Genomic DNA, 18,023 nt, shown 5'->3' with positions numbered 1-18,023 from the left:
CCTTCACCTAAAAAGCGCCCAATTTTATTTAATACCTCTAACTGCTGCAATCAATTCATAAGCTTTTTGAATGGATTGCATTTTCTCCGTTGCTAGTTTAATCATTTCTTCTGGTAACCCCTTTGCTACTAATTTATCCGGATGATTCTGACTCACTAATTTCTTATATGCTTTTTTAACCGCTGCGTTATCAACATCTTTTGAAATACCCAATACTAAATAAGCATGAGACAGTTCATCTTCCGGGGTTCTTTTAGCACGTACGGATTCTCGCTCAGAATTTAATTGATATTTTATACTATCAATCAAATCTTTAGGCACTTTTAATCGATTGCAAATACGCTCTAAGGCATACTGCTTATAGCGATTATCAAAATGCTCTGCAGCTGCATTTTTAATCTGGATCTCAACAAACAAACGCACCAGGTAGGGATTATTACCACAATAATCAAAAAAAAGACCTATTTGTCTGTCAAAATTAAATTGTGTGGATTTTCCAAAATTAAAGTATTCGATTGCCAATAATTTTTGCTTTTCAGAAAGCCCTAACCTACGCATAACCTCTCGAGCCGCAGCAATCTCTTTTTCGCTCACACGGCCATCCACCTTTGCCAAATACCCCATCACCGCAAAGGTAGTTTGGAAAAAAACTTTTCTTGATTGGCGTATCCGGCTGTCATTCTGAATGGCTTTATTTTCTGCGCGCCCAAGATCAAAGAAATGTCCAAGCAATAAACCAAGCACAGCACCTATCGGGCCTGAAACAACGCCTCCAATCAGTGCACCTGATAATTTTCCAATAATTCGCATGTAGGGTGACTTATGATATTTTTCTAAGCGTTGTGTGATAATTCAATGCGGCTTCTAAATTTTGCAAGCGATCGAGCGTGCCGACATCATTCCAAATACCTGCATAATATTCACCCACCAAGGTGCCTTCTTTCATTGCATTCACCAATAAGGGCGCTAGAGGGAAAATGCCACCTGGCTGACAACCATAGAATAACTCAGGACGCAACACACTGATGCCCGCATAGGTATATTTAGACAATGCGGGATCAGCAACAATCATACCATCTGCTCTTAGACTAAAATCGCCATTCAAATGATGGGCAGGATTTTTAACGAGCACTAAATGTGCAAGACCACCAGGCTCTTTGGGAAGCGTTGTGAAATCATAGTCTGTCCAGATATCTGCATTTACAACGAGAAAAGGTTTTTGACCTAATAAAGGCAAAGCATTAAAGATCCCTCCTCCCACTTCTAAGAGCCGTTCTTCTCTGGAGTAGGAAACATGCACGCCCCATTTTTCCCCCGTACCAACATAATCAATAATCTGCTCTCCTAAATAAGACAGATTAATAACGATATCTGTAATGCCAACAGCAGCAAGATTTTCAATATGATAGGCAATGAGTGGCTTAGCAAGCACCTTAATTAAAGGCTTGGGACAACTATCTGTTAAGGGGCGTAATCTTGAACCACGACCAGCAGCAAGAATCATTGCTTTCATGATTTAAGCGCTCCCTGCTTGCTGATATGCCAAATCCTGTGAGGATGCCGTCATGCTTACAAAATATTCTTCCCAACATGGAATAATGCGTGTGATAAACCACTGTTCAAAGTGCTGCAACGCTGGATACTGTGCTGTTACTTGCAAAACATAATTTAATATTCTAGGGATATCCTTCAAATAACCTGCTTTGCCATCTCGAATTTTAAGTCTTGAAAAAATGCCTAATACTTTAATGTGACGCTGCAAACCGACTTTATCAAACCATTCTTGGAATTGCTGAAAAGAATGCTTTTCAAGCTGTGATTCATAATACACTTCATAAAAATGCGTGAGCCATCGATACACGGAAGCGAGCGGCCAATCAATATAACAATCTCTTAATAAAGAAACAGCATCATAGGTAATGGGTCCTAACATGGCATCTTGAAAATCTAAAATACCAAGCGCATTATTTTCTAAGACCATTAAATTTCGAGAATGATAATCACGATGTATCACTACTTGTGGTTGTTGAAGGCAAGCATCAACCAATTGCGCAAAAAATACGTCCAACATTTTGCTCTCTGCGGCACTCATTTCCAGCCCTAATAGTTTAGTGATAAACCATTCTTTAAAATAGCTTAGCTCCAAATGAATATGCTTTTCATCAAATAAGGGATAATTATAATCTTTGGTACGTGAAGAGGCTTGAATCGCAGGCAACAATTCTAATGCATTTTTATAATAGGCATCGACAGTGCTCTTATCTAATGTATCTTGTAAGAGGACATCACCAAAATCACTTAACAGTGCAAAACCCAATTTCAAGTTATAATGCAATACTTTTGGAACTGCGATACCTTGCTTATACCAACTATTCGCAATAGAGACAAAGGGTAAAATGGGCTCAGAAAGACTGGGTGAGGCCATCGCAATTAAATTGCCATGCACAGATTGCACGCGATAATATTGCCTAAAGCTTGCATCACCTTTTAAAGGAAAGACCTTCTTTGGTTCATCTTTCAAGTAGTTAAAAAGCCAACTATTTAATATGTTAGTTTTATCATCTGTTTCATTCATCGTATTAATCTTTTTTGATTAAATGCCCTAACCTACATGTTAGAGTGTATTTGAGTTTACAGCTAGGAGTCACTATGCAAATATACCCACCTTATGTACTTGATGTCATTGAAAGAGGCTAGGCTTTCTTTCACCCTCTTAAACTAGCCAATGATAAACAAATAATGGAAGTAGGCGCTCGATTGCAAAAAAAGCTAATATACTTACTAGCGTTTCTTTTACAATGCTGGCTTCACGTTGTACATGGATCCTCAAGCTGCCAATTTAATCTTACGCCAACTGACTGGGAAATAAGCACAGAGCCATTCAACCTCTGTGGCGGGCACTATAAACCTTTTTACCCACCCATTACAAATTTTAGCCAACCAACCAATATGCCTGTTAATATTGAATTTGATAAGGGTGATATTCTCTGGGAAGGCCAATCTTATTTACACGGTGTCAGTTTAGAGCAAGGACAACGCTGGCTACACGCAGATAAGCTTACCCTAAAACGCAGCCCAACGAATTGGTCGGTTCTTGCTGATGGACACCTTAGTTTTCATCAACCTAATATGGGCATATGGGCAGACAAGGCTTTTTATAACAATGAAGATGAATACTTGCAATTAAGCTGTGGTGACTTTAGATGGTATCCACGACATGCACGCGCCCAAGCGCAATCTATTGAAATATTTGGGCAGAAAAAAGTAGTCTTGCACCATTCTAACTTCACAACCTGCCCACCCACTCACCAAAGCTGGCAGCTCAATGCACGCGAGATTGCACTTTATCCTAGGCAAGGTCGAGCCAAGGCAAAGCACATCTATTTAAAATCTAAAAATGTGCCTATTTTTTACTGGCCCTATCTGAATTATCCAATTGATAACCAACGCCACAGTGGCTTTTTATTTCCCTCTTATTCAAGCTCTAGCCAATCAGGTCTGTCATTTACGATTCCTTACTACTTTAACTTGGCACCTAATTATGATCTCACGCTTGGCATACAAGGTTTTGCCAAACGAGGCGCAGGGCTACAATCTCATCTTCGCTATCTAAGTAAACGCACAAATGGTGAGTTTTATTTAGATTATTTACCAAACGATAACGCTTATAGAATTTTTCGTGAAGAAACCTTACAAACCATTCCCAGTGGCTATACGACCATCGATCCACGTATTAAGGGCATACAAGATCATAACTATAGGCTAGGTTTAGGCTTTAATCATCACCTACAAATAGGCACATCTTGGTCGGCGGATATTAATTACCACCGCGTCAGTGATGATAATTTTTTTGTTGACCTTGGAAATGACATTCATACAACCAGCACTTTACATTTACCGCAACGTGTACAATTACTGTATGAAGGACAACATTGGATCCATACCTTTAGAACAGAAGAGTATCAAGTATTACAAGCCTATAAAGGTGGCATTGTAGAAGAAATTTATCGCAGGCAGCCACAATGGTTATTTGAAGCGCTATATCCAAATATTTGGAAATCTTTGTATTTCAACTTATCTGGTGAAGCAGTGCAATTTATCTATCCAAGCGCTCCTGCTTCTTCTCAAAGCAAAGCAGAAGGCAAACGTTATTATCTACAACCTTCTTTAAGCTATCCTATTCGACGCGCTTGGGGAGAGCTTAATCCCAGCGTCTATCTCGATCTTTTATCCTATGATTTGAAATTACCATCAGAAACCTTTGAAAATGGTAATAGTTTTAACCATAATCCAAATCGCATTGCACCTATTTATACCATAGATGGAAAGCTCTATTTTGAGCGTCCATTACAACTACATCATTTTGATTTTATACAAACATTAACACCACGCGCCTTTTATGTTTATATCCCTTATCGAAATCAAAATTACTTTCCCAATTTTGATAGTGGCGTCATTCAATTTAGCTATGCGCAATTGTTCAGATACAATCGCTTTAGTGGTAAAGATCGCTTAAATGAAGCCAATCAACTTTCTCTGAGCGTGAACTCCAGCATTTTAGACAAACAGAATAATTTTGAATGGCTTCGTTTTGGGATCGGTGAAATTTTCTACTTTAAAGATGAAAAAGTTGAAATCTGTGATGGTATTTCCCCTTCTCAATTTTGCAGTCAATCTGATATCAATCGCACATCCGTAAGACATTCAAACTTATTGAGTGAAATTGTGTTCTCTTCTCCACAAAACTGGCAATCAGGGGCTTTTATAGAATGGGGAATGAATGCTGAATTTATTCAGCAAGCCTCGCTTTTCTTTCAATCAAAAATCAGTGATAACGCGCTCTTTAATCTAAATTATTACTTTACCCGTAAAGATAATAAAAACTTAGACTTAAGAGCAGACACTTTAGGTAAATTAAATCAAGGCGATATCTCACTATTGATTCCACTTTCTTATCAATTTAATTTATTAACCCGCTTTCACTATGATTTTCAATTTGATCAATTCGTGGAGCTTTTGGGCGGGCTTGAATACAATAGCTGCTGTTTTGCCACTCAGCTCGTCATGAGCCGATATCGTCAACTCGGTAATGCGCTCTTAGGGCGAGAATATGCGAACCAAATCATGCTACAATTCGTCTTTAAGGGCTTAAGTAGTGTTGGATTTAACCAACCTGATCGCAAATTAAAGCAGAAAATACCTGGCTTTGTGCCTCTATCAGAACGCGTTAGCTTACCACAGGTCAACCAAAGCAAAAGAAAGTTGGGTGACTCACAACAGACTGATAGACCCATCGACTTTTAAGTTTTGAGCGCCCTCCAGTGGGGCAAAATTTTTTGTTTTTATGGTATTTGTATTATAATTTTCAGGTTTTATTTTGTAGGACATAAAAATGCGTAAGATTGTTTGCCTTCTTTGTATGCTTGCTTTTGCAACACCCAGCACCGCGTCTGTCGCACCATTGGATAAGGTTGCGGCTGTTGTCAATGACAAAATCATTACGCAAAGCGAGCTCACCAAGCAAGTCAAATTATTTCATCAAAATTTAATGGCACAAGGACAACATCCTCAAGACCAAGCCGCACTGACCAAACAAGTACTTGAACACCTTATTTTACAAGAAATCCAATTACAGATGGCTGAACGTTCTGGCATACAAATCGATGAGCCTATGTTAAGCCAAATCATTAGCAACATTGCTAAAGACAATCATTTAACACTCTCTGAATTTAGCCATAAATTAGAAGAAGAAGGTATCGAATACGAACTATATCGCCAAACCATTCGACGCCAACTTACGATACAGCAACTGCAACAACGTGATATTTACCAAGGTATTCAAATCTCTGATCAAGAATTACAACAATTTTTAAATGCCCCCAATGGTTTGGGTGCTATGTCTTATGAATACCATTTGGGACATATCCTAATCCCCGTGTCAGAAAATCCTTCCCCCGAAGAGCTAGATGAAGCAGAACGCAACGCTACAGATGTCATGACCAAACTCAAAGAAGGCGCGGACTTTCACGATCTGGCACTCAAAACTTCCAGAGGCGAACTGGCACTTAAAGGTGGTGATTTAGGGTGGCGCAAACAAGGTGAACTACCCACCTTATTTGTGAATATTGTACCAAGCTTAAAACAAGGCGAATTGGCCAATCCCATAAAAAGCCCCAGTGGATTTCATATCATTAAGCTCTTAGATAAACGTCAATCTAATGACGCGATAATACATGTAACCAAATATCAGGTACGCCATATTTTAGTGCAAACCAATGATTATGTTTCTGATAAAGAAGCTAAAACGAAACTCAACGTTATCAAACAGCAAATCCAAGCTGGCGATGATTTTGAAGCATTGGCTAAAACCCATTCTAATGATTTAGCCTCTAGCATGAAAGGCGGAAACCTCGGCTGGGTTACCAAAGATGTATTAGTGCCTGAATTCAGCAAAGTCATGGAAAACATGCCACTCGCAGAAATCAGTGAACCTTTTCAAAGTCCTTTCGGATGGCATATTTTACAAGTCTTAGATAAAAAGACGGTGAATGACAGTGACAACGCGCTCAAAATGAGAGCACGAGAAATGCTACAACAAAGAAAATTTGAAGAAAAATTGCAAGCCTGGCAAAACCAGTTGCGCGATGAAGCCTTTGTTAAAGTGTATTTGTAATTATCCATGCAGGATTGCCCCCGAATTATCATTACAACCGGCGAACCTGCCGGTATTGGACCTGATGTTGCGTTGCATGCAGCCTTTCATCGCCTGCCCATTGAAGTTATCTTGATGGGCGATGAAGATTTATTGAAAGCTCGAGCAACACAACTCAACTTAGATCTTAGCTTTTACAAAACTAATCTAGACAATACCACTGCTAGCAGGGCAAACGGCAATGGTCACATTGCGATCTACCCTATCTCACTGCGCGATAACTGTGTTGCTGGAAGCTTGAATATCCATAATGCACCTTATGTATTAGAGATGCTAAAACGCGCAGCCGATCTCTGTTTGGAAAAAAAGGTTCAAGCCATGGTTACCGCACCTGTGCATAAAGCACTGTTAAATGAAAGCGGTCAACCTTTTTCAGGGCACACAGAATATTTAGGCCAATGCAGCCAAGTCAAAGATACCTTAATGGTCTTTCATAGTGCGGATTGTTTAATGGCACTCGTAACCACGCACCTCCCTTTGAATAAAGTGGCTGCTCATATCACGCCGCAGCGATTAGAAAAGGTTATTTTACAATTGCACACTGGCATGCAAAGCCATTTTCAAAAAGCTAAACCCAATATCGCTATTTTAGGTCTAAACCCACATGCAGGTGAAAATGGCAATATCGGCCATGAAGAGCAAGATCTCATGCTGCCTGTTATCGAAAAATTGAAACAACAAGGTCTTGCTTTAACCGGCCCTTTATCGGCTGACACTGCTTTCTCTCAGGAAAATCGCCAGTATTTTGATGCCTATGTTGCCATGTACCACGATCAAGGCTTAACTCCCATGAAAGCACTTTATTTTGAAGAGCTGGTCAACATTACTTTTGGCTTACCTTTTTTAAGAACTTCCGTCGATCACGGAACAGCACTTTCCTTGGCTGGTAGCGGAAAAGCACGCCCCAATAGTCTATTGCGTGCGCTTGAATTAACTCATCAACTTATTAAGTAATTTTTATGTCTTCTTATCGCCCCCTTAAACATTTTGGTCAACATTTATTAAACAATATTCACTATCTTGAGAAGATCTTAAATGCTTTAGCACCTCAAGAGAACGATCTACTTGTAGAAGTGGGACCAGGCATGGGCGCTTTAACCAAAGTCGTTCTGCCACATTGCAATCATTTACACGTAGTGGAAATCGACAAGCGTTTTATTGAATATTTAACACTCAATTTTGAAACACATAAATTAACGGTTCATGGCCAAAGCGCTTTAGATTTTGATTTTAACAACCTGATTAGAGACGAAAGAAAAATAAGAATTTTTGGTAATTTGCCCTACAATATTTCTACTCCGCTTATTTTTCATTTTTTAGAATTCAAAGACCATGTCCAAGATATGTTGTTCTTATTACAAACAGAAGTGGTAGACAGAATGGCAGCGCCCCCCGGTGATAAAACCTATGGTCGTCTCTCTGTTATGGTACAATATCACTGCAAAGTACAGTCTCTTTTTCACATTCCACCCAGTGCTTTCACGCCACCACCTAAAGTAAATTCTTCAGTTGTAAGATTAACACCTTATCAACGCGATGATATTGCACTTAATTACAGTGCTTTTAAAAATATTGTAAATGCAGCTTTTCAGCAACGCCGTAAAACCATCAGCAATGCCTTGCATGCGTTTATCTCTAAATCTCAATTAATTGCCATAGAGATCGATCCACAACAAAGAGCAGAAACACTTTCTGTCGAAGATTATGTGCGTATCAGTAATCTAATTCTATAAATATTCAGGCTACCCAACCATCAATATTCATTAGAGTGACAATAAAATACCAGACAAGAAGCGACAGCAAAGACAACGAATTCTTAGGTGATTGCTTAGGTGATCGCATGAAGCTAAATCATAGCTAAATAGCGCTATTCGTAAACAATCATTTAATCTAAAAAATATAAGACAATTAACTTATCTTGGCTGTCCTGATAAATACTATAAATAAAGCGTGTTGCAAAAGAGCAACCTAAATCGTATCCTGAGGAAAATAAATTCAATATAGTTACATCACATATGCCAACTTCTCATATCATCCAAGTTACTGCACTTGCAGAGTTTCTATCAGAACATTCTGATGCAAGCCAAGCACGCTTTGCATTTAGCTACACAATCACGATCAGCAATCGTGGTAATGTCCCAGCAAGATTACTTACTAGACATTGGATTATCACGGATGCAAATGGCAAAGTACAAGAAGTACATGGTAAAGGCGTTATTGGCGAACAACCTCTCATACAACCTGGGCGCTTCTTTCGCTATACCAGTGGCACCTTGCTCTCAACCCCCGTTGGCACCATGCAAGGCAGCTATGAGATGATCACAGAAGATGGCGTCACTTTTGATGCAATCATCCAGCCTTTTCGTCTCGCTATGCCAGAACTTGTGCATTAAAATATGGCAACCTATGCAATTGGAGACGTACAAGGCTGTCTTTCTCCACTCATGCAATTACTCGCAAAAATTAATTATCACCCCCAACACGATAGGCTTTGGTTTACAGGCGATCTCATTAATAGGGGCAATGAATCACTTGCAACTTTAGAATTCATAAAATCCTTACCTGAAAATACCGTTTGTGTATTAGGCAACCATGATCTCACCCTCTTAGCTGCCTATTACGACATCATCCAACCTAAACCAGGGGATACCTATGCAGAAATACTCAAGGCACCCAATGCAAAGGAATTAATCGAATGGCTAAGCAAAAAGCCTTTACTTTTTCATGATGAAACACAAGGCTATATTTTGTGTCATGCCGGTGTTTATCCACTATGGGATTTAAATAGAGCCAAAGCTTGTGCACGAGAAGTTGAAGATTGTTTACAAAATAATCTAATTGCGCTTTTAGCGCACATGTATGGTAATGAACCTTCCTACTGGTATGAAGATCTGACCGGGTGGGACAGAATTCGTTTTATCATTAATGCTTTCACGCGCATGCGATTTTGTGATACAAACGGGGGCTTAGATTTTTCTCTCAAAGAATCTAGCATGAGTCCTTTATCCTCACTCCTGCCTTGGTTCTCTTTGCCACAACGCATTCCCATTCAAGAAAAAATACTCTTTGGACATTGGGCTGCCTTACAAGGCCAATGTCCCGTTAACAATATCTATGCGCTAGATTCTGGTTGTGTATGGGGCAATGCGCTTACTGCTTTCTGTTTGGAAAGCAAAGAAAAGATTTCTGTGGAATGCACTTTATAAGTAATGTATAGCTAGATTACATTCAAATTATCCCTCACTCTTAAAAAACATGAATACTATTCAGCATGTGATTAGCTGGTATACTTTCCACTCTGATTGTGTGGGTGCATTCATATCGCAAGGCAAACAGAAATAGTTAGTAGATTGGATTTTATCGTAGCTCTTAAAAGAGTCGCCAGTTCATGATAGCCTATTCCGATTTGACCTAAAGCAAGGTAAAGTACGCGCATCAATCTTGTAGTCAGTCATAATAATGGCTGTAGGCGCATTCATCACTAATGGAGTAACGTGGCATGTCCTTAACTTGGACGAAATCCTTAAAAGTATTTTTGGGCGCAGTTTTATCGTTTGGCTTTTCCAGTAGCACCTGGGCTGACTACACCTTGAATATGACCCAAGGTGTATCATCCGTAAGCGCGCGCATTTATGATTTGCATATGATCATTTTTTGGATCTGCACCATCATTGCTATCCTGGTATATAGCGTTATGATCTATTCAATCATCCGCCATCGCAAATCACGAGGCTACAAAGCCGCAGAATTCCATGAAAGCACCACAGTAGAAATTATCTGGACCATCATTCCCTTCTTTATCTTGATTGCTATGGCGATACCTGCCACATCAACACTCTTTGACATGGAAGATGTGTCTGACTCTGATCTTACCATTAAAGTGACAGGCTACCGCTGGTATTGGCACTATGATTATCTAGACGAAGATATTAGTTTCTTTAGCCGATTAACGACCCCCGATGATCAAGTATATAACCTCGTACCGAAGGGCGAGCACTATTTGTTAGAGGTAGATAATCATTTAGTTGTCCCAGTTGGTAAAAAAATTCGTTTCCTCATTGGCTCTAAAGATGTGATTCACTCTTGGTGGGTTCCTGCCTTTGGGGTAAAAAAAGATGCTATTCCAGGTTTTATCAGACAAATTTGGACTCAAATTGATGTTGATAAACCGGGTATTTACAGAGGGCAATGCGCCGAACTATGTGGCGCAAAGCATGGTTACATGCCTATTGTGGTAGAAGCCAAACCTTATGATGAATATGTCAAATGGCTTGAAGAACAAAAGCAAAAACAAGCCGCAGCATCTGCAGATGAAGATAAAGAATGGAGTTATGACGAATTAATGGTCAAAGGTGAAAAGGAATACAACATGGTTTGTGCAATGTGCCACCAAGCCAGTGGTAAAGGTCTTCCCCCCACCTTCCCATCGCTGGTGGATAGTCCGATTGTTAGAACAAAAGATCAGCGGATACACCATATTAGAAACGTTCTTTATGGTAAAAATGCAATGCCTGCATTTGGCGAGCAATTATCAGATGTGCAAATTGCTGCCATCATTACCTATGAACGTAATGCCTGGGGACACGAAACCAAAGAAATGGTTCAACCACAGGAAGTCAAAGAACAAAGACAAAAAGGCTAAGGTCAAATTCTCAGATGAATTTTACGTGCATTGCCCCAACTTTTAAACAAAGAGGGAGCAATGCACATAGTCTTGCGATTGCATATTAATTAGCATTAAAGAGAAGGAACGACGATGAGTGCGAGCACGGCATCCCACCTACATACTAAAGATGATCATGATCATCATCATGGCCCCCGAAAAGGCCTAATGCGATGGGTTTTAACAACAAATCATAAAGACATCGGTACACTCTATTTGTGGCTCAGTTTTGCAAGCTTCTTAATTGGTGGTGTACTTGCTTTATTGATTCGGATGGAGCTTTTTAAACCCGGTATGCAATTGGTAAATCCTGAATTTTTTAATCAGCTTACCACTTTGCATGGTTTAATCATGGTATTCGGTGCCATCATGCCCGCTTTTGTAGGTTTGGCAAATTGGCTACTCCCCATCATGTTAGGTGCCCCAGATATGGCGCTCCCACGCTTAAACAACTGGAGCTTTTGGATTCTGCCTTTTGCTTTCAGCATGTTACTCAGCACTTTATTTATGGAAGGTTCTGCCCCCAATTTTGGTTGGACTTTTTATGCGCCCTTATCAACAGAATACGGCCCTCCCAGTACCGATTTCTTTATCTTTGCTATACATATGATGGGTATTTCATCGATCATGGGTGCGATTAATGTTATTGCTACCATTTTAAATATGCGTGCACCAGGTATGACACTCATGAAAATGCCTATTTTCTGCTGGACTTGGTTAATTACGGCTTTCTTGCTCATTGCCGTTATGCCAGTATTAGCCGGCGCTGTGACCATGATGTTAACCGACAGGCATTTTGGCACCAGTTTCTTCAGTGCAGGCGGTGGTGGTGATCCCATCATGTTCCAACATATTTTCTGGTTCTTTGGTCACCCAGAAGTATATATTATGATTTTGCCTGCTTTTGGTATTATTTCTCAAATATTACCAACCTTCAGTCGAAAACCTTTATTCGGTTATGCTTCAATGGTCTATGCAACATGTGCTATTGCATTACTTTCCTTTACAGTATGGGCCCATCATATGTTCACCGTTGGTATGCCTTTGGCAGGTGAATTATTCTTTATGTATGCGACTATGCTCATTGCTGTACCAACAGGTGTAAAAGTATTTAACTGGGCAGCAACCATGTATCGAGGCTCTCTTTCTTTTGAAACTCCCATGCTCTTTGCACTTGCCTTTATTTTCTTATTCACATTAGGCGGGTTCTCAGGGATGATGCTCTCGATTACGCCAGCAGATTTCCAATATCATGATACTTACTTTGTAGTGGCACATTTCCATTATGTCCTTGTGCCAGGCGCCCTATTCTCTATTTTCGCCGCAGTCTACTACTGGCTCCCTAAATGGACTGGCCACTACTACAGCGAAATATTAGGCAAAACCCACTTTTGGTTGTCTGTCATTTCAATGAATGTAACTTTCTTCCCAATGCATTTCTTAGGGTTAGCAGGCATGCCTCGTAGAATCCCAGATTATGCTTTGCAATTTGCAAACTTTAACCAAATTGCAAGCATTGGTGCCTTTGTATTTGGAGCAAGTCAAGTATTCTTCTTATACATCGTTATCAAAACTATTCGCAACGGCAAAAAGGCAACGGATCAAGTATGGGAAAATGCACATGGTCTAGAATGGACACTGCCTTCTCCTGCACCCTACCATACTTTTACAACACCACCTGTAGTGAAATAGCAGCTTTATGATAACAAAAAAATTACGCAAGCATCTTATCATCATGGCGTTCGCAGTGATCGCCATGTTTGCTTTTTGCTATGCATTGGTTCCTTTATACAATGTATTTTGCCAAGTCACAGGCTTAAACGGTAAGACTACTGATAAACCGCAGCCGTTGATTCGCACCGTTGATCAAAACAGAAATGTAACGATTGAATTGCTCAGCATGACAAATCAAAATACAGCAGCAGAATTTGAACCAGGCGATAAGAAATTTACGCTCCATCCTGGTGAATATGTTCAAACACATTTTAGAGTTAAAAATCTAACCAGTCGTCCAATGGTTGTCCAGGCAATTCCCAGCGTAAGCCCTAATATTGCTGCCAACCACATCAAAAAGATTGAATGCTTTTGCTTTCAAAAACAATATTTAGCGGCAAATGAAGAAGTTGAATTAAGCTTAAAGTTTACAATTGATCCGGCCTTGTCTCATAAAATTAATCAATTGAGCTTGGCATATACTTTATTTGATATTACCGACAAAGAGGAAAAGAATGAAAGAGGCTGATCAATATTATGTCCCAGAAGGGAGCGCTTGGCCTATTAAGACATCAATTGGCCTTGCGTTAATGTTTATAGGGATAGCAAATTTATTACATGATAATACATTTGGTCATTATTTTTTTCTCTTGGGTTCACTCATGATTGCGTGGACAATGTATGGCTGGTTTAGTGACGTTGTAAAAGAAAGTTTAACTGGACTTCATAACGCACAAATGGATAAATCATACCGCTGGGGCATGATCTGGTTTATTTTCTCTGAGGTCATGTTCTTTGGTGCCTTTTTTGGCGCCTTGTTTTATGCAACACAACTAGCCATTCCGTGGTTATCTTCTGGAGAAACACATCAACAAATATGGCCAAATTTCCAGCAACATTGGCCTCTTTTAAATAATCCTGATCCAAAACTATTTACTGGCCCTAAGCACCCAATGGGATGGTGGCCTTTACCCTTTATTAATACCGCACTTTTACTCACCAGTGGCGCAACACTTACATGGGCGCATTGGGGGTTACTAAAAAACAAACGTGGCCATTTAACATTAGGTTTGTTTTTAACCATTGCTTTAGGGATAGCATTTATAGCATGCCAAGCCATTGAATATGTTGAAGCATACGAAGATTTACACCTTACGCTTGCGTCTGGTATATATGGCTCAACCTTCTTTATGTTGACAGGTTTTCATGGCGCACATGTGACCATCGGCACCATTATGTTAATCATTATCTTCTTAAGAAGTCGCAAGGGTCATTTTAGTCCTAAGCATCATTTTGGTTTTGAAGCTGTGGCCTGGTACTGGCATTTTGTAGATTTTGTTTGGTTAGGTCTCTTTGTGTTTGTATATTTGATTCCAACGGGACCTTGGGCATCGTAAGCAAACTCATGGGCTGAAACCAGCCCATGAAAATAGCAAAGCTAATAATCAATAATAAGCCTATTGACATACTAATACGGGTAGTGAGTGCTTGTGCTACCCGTTCAGGCCTCTTAGATGGATTAACGATGTAATATAATCCTGTAACCAAAGTAATCGCGATACTCAGTAAAAACAAATAAATTAATATCTGAAAAATGAAATGCGTGTTCATCTGCCAACTTATTTTAAAATTTCATCATGGTCGCTTCGGTCTGTAGTACTGGCATTCATCATTTTAGCCATGACTACATTCTTATGCGTCTTAGGTACATGGCAGCTTAAGCGTGGTTATCAAAAACAGCAACTCATTGCGGCTCAAAATAATGCCTCGCATTCTGGATTTATTACAGAAGCTACCTTAGCAAACAATACCATTGATAGGATTCGCTATCGAAAAATACAACTAGAAGGCAGCTTTCTTAATGAAAAAAACTTTCTGTTAGATAACCAAACATATAATGGCAGAATAGGCTATCATGTCCTTACACCTTTTGAAATCAACCCGCAGACTTTTATACTCGTCAATAGAGGATGGGTTCCACTGGGAACATCACGCCAAACACTACCAGAGATTCTTCATTTAGAAGGTGTGTTTACAATTGAAGGCCGGATAGAAAAAGGATATGTTAACCCTCTCATTTCTAGTGCTATAGAAACGCCAGATATACATTGGCCTTTAAGAATACAAACACTAGATTTTGAGTTGTTTAATAAACTTTTAAATACTTCGGTGCTACCAGCCATTGTGATGCTGGAAGCACCCTCTGAAGGAATATTTTCAGCAATCCCTCAAAGTGGCGAATGGCTTAGCCCAGAGCGACACTTTGGCTATGCTTTTCAGTGGTATAGTTTAGCTGGTCTATTATTGTTGCTTACTTTAATCACTTTTTGGAGATCCAAAAAACTATGAATACCTCAACAACTCCGTCTGCACGCAAACCGTCTTCATGGACTGTGCTGCTCCTGGCTCTGTTGTTTATTGTTCCTTTTGGACTCGCTTGGTACTACTACCAAAGTAAAGATGTGCGTGAATTTAAATTGGTTAATCACGGTGAATTGATTCGCCCCGCCAGAGATATCAAAAATATAGCGCTGGTAGATCCAAGTAATGAAGCCCAATTCTTAGGCAGTGAATTAAAAGGTAGCTGGTGGATATGGTATGTAAGCCCTAATAGATGCCAACAAGAATGCCATGATAACTTATATAACATTAAGCAAATGATTACAGCCCTAGGTAAAGACAGTGAACGTGTCTCTACCTTATTTGTAAGCTTACCCGATTGCCAAGTACAAGCTTGTGAAAACTACGTCCTTGAACACTATCCAACCATGAAGCAAGCACATATGGATAGCAAAGCTTTTAATACTTTTTTCGATGGCGTCACTGAGCAATTGGATAGAGAACGTGTGGGTGAGATCTATATTTCTGATCCACGTGGCTTTGTGATGATGCGATATTCAGGGGAAATCAATCATCAATATATTTTAAAAGACCTCAAGCGATTACTCAAAGTTTCTCAAATTGGGTAGAAAATAGCGGCAGTGTAGTAGTGTAGGAAAAATAAAAATAATATGAACGATGCATTCTGGCTAAATCGACTCTTACAAATCAGCCTTATTTTGAGTTTAGTTGTTATCCTGCTTGGCGCTTATACACGACTAAAAGATGCCGGTTTGGGCTGCCCCGATTGGCCGGGCTGCTATGGACAACTCATTGCGCCGAACAGTGAAGCTGCGCTTTCGAAAGCAAACAGTGCCTTTCCTCATCTAACCGTTGAAGTACATAAAGCACAAACAGAAATGCTGCATCGTTATTTTGCCGGTACTTTAGGGTTATTGATCTTGGCTGTTGGTTTTCTCTCTTTTAGAGCAAGGAAAATGATTCCACTTCCTATTATATTACCCTTTATCCTAATCGGTCTTGTTACATGCCAAGCACTGCTAGGCATGTATACGGTGACCATGCGCCTCAATCCAAGCATTGTACTTCTGCATTTATTAGGTGGCTTTTCAACGCTTTCATTATTGTGGATCTGTTGGCTCTACATGCGCAAAAAACCGGCACCTTTTTTATTTTTTAATTCTGGGCTGAGTATACTGAGTCTTGTTTCACTCTTCATTTTAATCTTACAAATCATTTTAGGGGGTTGGGTGAGCACAAACTACTCAGCGCTTATCTGTCCAGATTTTCCGTCTTGCCAAGGTAGCTGGATGCCAGAAACCTCCCTTGCCAGCGCCTTTCCTTTTTGGGATCTGCATCGAGTGCCAGATAATCTGAGCTTAGACGCCAGAATGGCCATACAGATGTTCCATCGTTTGGGTGCACTCATTACATTTATACTATTAACCTCACTTTCTTTTTGTATCTATAAGCAAAGCGCCACAACCTACGATCCTCGGGCAAAACGCTGGTTAAAGCGCTTAGCTTTGGTTCTATTTATTTTATTAATCACCCAAGTATCATTGGGTATTACTAATGTATTGGCCTTGTTGCCGATCAGCATTGCTGTCTTACATAACGGCGTTGCTGCTTTACTACTGATTACTTTAATCACTATCAATTTCACGCTTTATCATGCTCGGAGATAACATGAACACAGCGGTACTAAGCAAATTTCCTTGGCGAGACTATTTAACGCTGTGCAAAGCCAAAGTAGTCGCTTTAATGATGATCACAGCTTGGGTTGGTATGTTACTCGCCTGTGCACCAAATGTTTTCCCATTTAAAACCATTCTCTGTGCATCCATCGGTATTGCATTATGCGCAGGCAGCGCAGCAGCGATTAACCATCTGGTCGATCGCCATATCGATGAAAAAATGCAACGAACACAGTATCGACCCCTAGTGGTTGGTAAAGTAACCGTCTACCAAGCCATGCGCTTTTCTTTTGTACTTGCCGTTCTTGGACTAGCCATTCTCATCTTATATGTGAACAGTTTAACGGCTTGGTTAACCTTAGGAAGTTTAATAGGATATGCTTTCATCTATACGATGTACCTCAAAAAAGCAACGCCACAAAATATTGTGATTGGTGGCATAACAGGGGCATTGCCACCACTCTTAGGGCAAACTGCAATCACAGGGCAAGTCGAAGCACTAGGCTTAATGCTGGCTTTAATTATCTTCACGTGGACACCCCCTCATTTCTGGGCGCTTGCCTTATTTAGAATTAAAGATTACGAAAATGCCAAGCTCCCCATGCTGCCTATTACGCATGGTGTCGCTTTCACGAAATTATCCATTTTGCTATACACTTTTTTACTTGTCCTTGTCACCTTTTTACTGCCTGTACTTCATTTAGCAGGCACAACCTATACCGTTTGTATGATTGGCCTTAATGCCGGATTCTTATATTACGCCTATAAAGTGTTTACAAGTTCCGAAGCTATCATTGCATGGTGTTTGTTTCAGTACTCGATTGTGTATTTATTTGCGCTGTTTATCATTTTGCTGATAGAACATTACTTAATCTATTTTATGAGAAGCTTAGGATAA

18 protein-coding genes are annotated in these 18,023 nt (G+C 39.9%); 14 read left to right on the top strand and 4 right to left on the bottom strand.

Going from position 1 to position 18,023, the window contains the following annotated elements; genetic code table 11:
• Positions 1-24 precede the first annotated feature (24 nt).
• The 3 genes from djlA to CC99x_RS01055 are packed head-to-tail and all read right to left on the bottom strand — an operon-like array spanning position 25 to position 2,575.
• Positions 25-810 (bottom strand): co-chaperone DjlA, encoded by a 786-nt coding sequence (djlA, locus tag CC99x_RS01065; protein ID WP_057623333.1) that lies wholly within the window; start codon positions 808-810, stop codon positions 25-27.
• A gap of 10 nt (positions 811-820) precedes the next feature.
• Complete coding sequence (murU, locus tag CC99x_RS01060; RefSeq protein WP_057623332.1) at positions 821-1,513, bottom strand: N-acetylmuramate alpha-1-phosphate uridylyltransferase MurU; 693 nt, start codon at positions 1,511-1,513, stop codon at positions 821-823.
• A gap of 3 nt (positions 1,514-1,516) precedes the next feature.
• Positions 1,517-2,575 (bottom strand): aminoglycoside phosphotransferase family protein, encoded by a 1,059-nt coding sequence (locus CC99x_RS01055; protein ID WP_057623331.1) that lies wholly within the window; start codon positions 2,573-2,575, stop codon positions 1,517-1,519.
• A gap of 182 nt (positions 2,576-2,757) precedes the next feature.
• On the opposite strand from CC99x_RS01055, the gene CC99x_RS01050 reads away from it, so the two are divergent.
• From CC99x_RS01050 to CC99x_RS01005, 10 genes are all read left to right on the top strand, one after another.
• A complete protein-coding gene (locus tag CC99x_RS01050) occupies positions 2,758-5,304 on the top strand; it encodes an LPS-assembly protein LptD (protein ID WP_158003189.1) in 2,547 nt (848 codons plus the stop codon).
• A gap of 88 nt (positions 5,305-5,392) precedes the next feature.
• Positions 5,393-6,673 carry a peptidylprolyl isomerase gene (locus CC99x_RS01045; protein WP_057623326.1) on the top strand — a complete coding sequence of 427 codons (1,281 nt, stop codon included), beginning with the start codon at positions 5,393-5,395 and terminating at the stop codon, positions 6,671-6,673.
• 6 nt (positions 6,674-6,679) lie between these two features.
• Positions 6,680-7,666 carry a 4-hydroxythreonine-4-phosphate dehydrogenase PdxA gene (gene pdxA, locus CC99x_RS01040; RefSeq protein WP_057623324.1) on the top strand — a complete coding sequence of 329 codons (987 nt, stop codon included), beginning with the start codon at positions 6,680-6,682 and terminating at the stop codon, positions 7,664-7,666.
• 5 nt (positions 7,667-7,671) lie between these two features.
• The gene (gene rsmA / locus CC99x_RS01035; protein ID WP_057623322.1) at positions 7,672-8,445 is read left to right on the top strand and encodes a 16S rRNA (adenine(1518)-N(6)/adenine(1519)-N(6))-dimethyltransferase RsmA; all 774 of its coding nucleotides are present in this window, start codon (positions 7,672-7,674) and stop codon (positions 8,443-8,445) included.
• 282 nt (positions 8,446-8,727) lie between these two features.
• Entirely contained in the window at positions 8,728-9,105 is a 378-nt protein-coding gene (gene apaG / locus CC99x_RS01030; protein WP_057623320.1) for a Co2+/Mg2+ efflux facilitator ApaG/CorD, read from the top strand.
• A gap of 3 nt (positions 9,106-9,108) precedes the next feature.
• Positions 9,109-9,918 (top strand): symmetrical bis(5'-nucleosyl)-tetraphosphatase, encoded by an 810-nt coding sequence (locus tag CC99x_RS01025; RefSeq protein ID WP_057623318.1) that lies wholly within the window; start codon positions 9,109-9,111, stop codon positions 9,916-9,918.
• 293 nt (positions 9,919-10,211) lie between these two features.
• Complete coding sequence (gene coxB, locus CC99x_RS01020; protein WP_057623316.1) at positions 10,212-11,354, top strand: cytochrome c oxidase subunit II; 1,143 nt, start codon at positions 10,212-10,214, stop codon at positions 11,352-11,354.
• A 114-nt stretch (positions 11,355-11,468) separates the two neighbouring features.
• A complete protein-coding gene (gene ctaD, locus CC99x_RS01015) occupies positions 11,469-13,067 on the top strand; it encodes a cytochrome c oxidase subunit I (protein WP_057623314.1) in 1,599 nt (532 codons plus the stop codon).
• Positions 13,068-13,074: 7 nt separating this feature from the next.
• Positions 13,075-13,617, top strand: coding sequence for a cytochrome c oxidase assembly protein (locus CC99x_RS01010; protein WP_057623311.1), 543 nt, complete (start codon positions 13,075-13,077; stop codon positions 13,615-13,617).
• Positions 13,604-14,485: a cytochrome c oxidase subunit 3 gene (locus CC99x_RS01005; RefSeq protein ID WP_057623309.1), complete on the top strand. Its 882-nt coding sequence runs from the start codon at positions 13,604-13,606 to the stop codon at positions 14,483-14,485. Before CC99x_RS01010 ends, CC99x_RS01005 begins: the two co-directional genes overlap by 14 nt.
• Here CC99x_RS01005 and CC99x_RS13015 read toward each other — a convergent pair.
• Complete coding sequence (locus CC99x_RS13015) at positions 14,370-14,699, bottom strand: DUF2909 domain-containing protein (protein WP_077065334.1); 330 nt, start codon at positions 14,697-14,699, stop codon at positions 14,370-14,372. The genes CC99x_RS01005 and CC99x_RS13015 overlap by 116 nt on opposite strands.
• Before the next feature lie 69 nt (positions 14,700-14,768).
• On the opposite strand from CC99x_RS13015, the gene CC99x_RS01000 reads away from it, so the two are divergent.
• The 4 genes from CC99x_RS01000 to cyoE are packed head-to-tail and all read left to right on the top strand — an operon-like array spanning position 14,769 to position 18,023.
• The gene (locus CC99x_RS01000; RefSeq protein ID WP_057623308.1) at positions 14,769-15,437 is read left to right on the top strand and encodes an SURF1 family protein; all 669 of its coding nucleotides are present in this window, start codon (positions 14,769-14,771) and stop codon (positions 15,435-15,437) included.
• Positions 15,434-16,057 carry a redox-active disulfide-containing membrane protein gene (locus CC99x_RS00995; protein WP_057623306.1) on the top strand — a complete coding sequence of 208 codons (624 nt, stop codon included), beginning with the start codon at positions 15,434-15,436 and terminating at the stop codon, positions 16,055-16,057. The genes CC99x_RS01000 and CC99x_RS00995 overlap by 4 nt, the downstream gene beginning before the upstream one ends.
• Before the next feature lie 42 nt (positions 16,058-16,099).
• A complete protein-coding gene (locus CC99x_RS00990; protein ID WP_057623304.1) occupies positions 16,100-17,116 on the top strand; it encodes a COX15/CtaA family protein in 1,017 nt (338 codons plus the stop codon).
• Between the two features lies 1 nt (position 17,117).
• Positions 17,118-18,023 (top strand): heme o synthase, encoded by a 906-nt coding sequence (cyoE, locus tag CC99x_RS00985; RefSeq protein ID WP_235528046.1) that lies wholly within the window; start codon positions 17,118-17,120, stop codon positions 18,021-18,023.

The sequence above is a fragment of the Candidatus Berkiella cookevillensis genome, from assembly GCF_001431315.2.
Lineage (GTDB): Bacteria > Pseudomonadota > Gammaproteobacteria > Berkiellales > Berkiellaceae > Berkiella_A > Berkiella_A cookevillensis.
The sequence above is the reverse complement of the archived record's forward strand: the minus strand, read 5'-3'. Positions and strand labels throughout refer to the sequence as shown.